The sequence below is a fragment of the Bradyrhizobium sp. LeoA1Lang genome, from assembly GCF_055413685.1.
Genome location: NZ_JBVAPG010000538.1, coordinates 1 through 384 on the forward strand (window position 1 = coordinate 1; position 384 = coordinate 384).

The 384-nt window shown below is 56.5% G+C and carries 1 pseudogene; it reads right to left on the bottom strand.

Going from position 1 to position 384, the window contains the following annotated elements:
- A pseudogene (locus ACZYOF_RS44435) lies at nt 1-256 on the bottom strand (IS21 family transposase); the annotation flags it as partial.
- Between the last annotated feature and the right edge of the window lie 128 nt (nt 257-384).

Consider the following 384-nt stretch of genomic DNA (forward strand, 5'->3'; position numbering starts at 1 on the left):
CATTGAGTTCGACGACGAGTATTTTGATGGCTGCGTTCAGCTCCGCCAACGAAAAGAAGCGTTGGTTGCGCAGCCGCGCCAGAATCCATCGCTGGGCGACTTGCACCGCAACTTCGACCTTTGCCTTATCTTTTGGGCGCCGCGGCCGGGCTGCGAGAATGGCCGTGTCGTAATGGCTCGCCATCTCGGCATAGGTTCGGTTGAGGCCAGGATCGTGGCGGTCGGGATTGGTGACGGCGGCCTTGAGATTGTCGCAGTTATGTGCCGGACATCGTTATGTGCCGAATGCTGTCACAACCCGCATTTTTAAACGCTATTTCCGCGACAGCGGCAACATAACGGAGCGCTCGTGGCATGGTGATCTCCTTCTTTCCTTAGGAGATT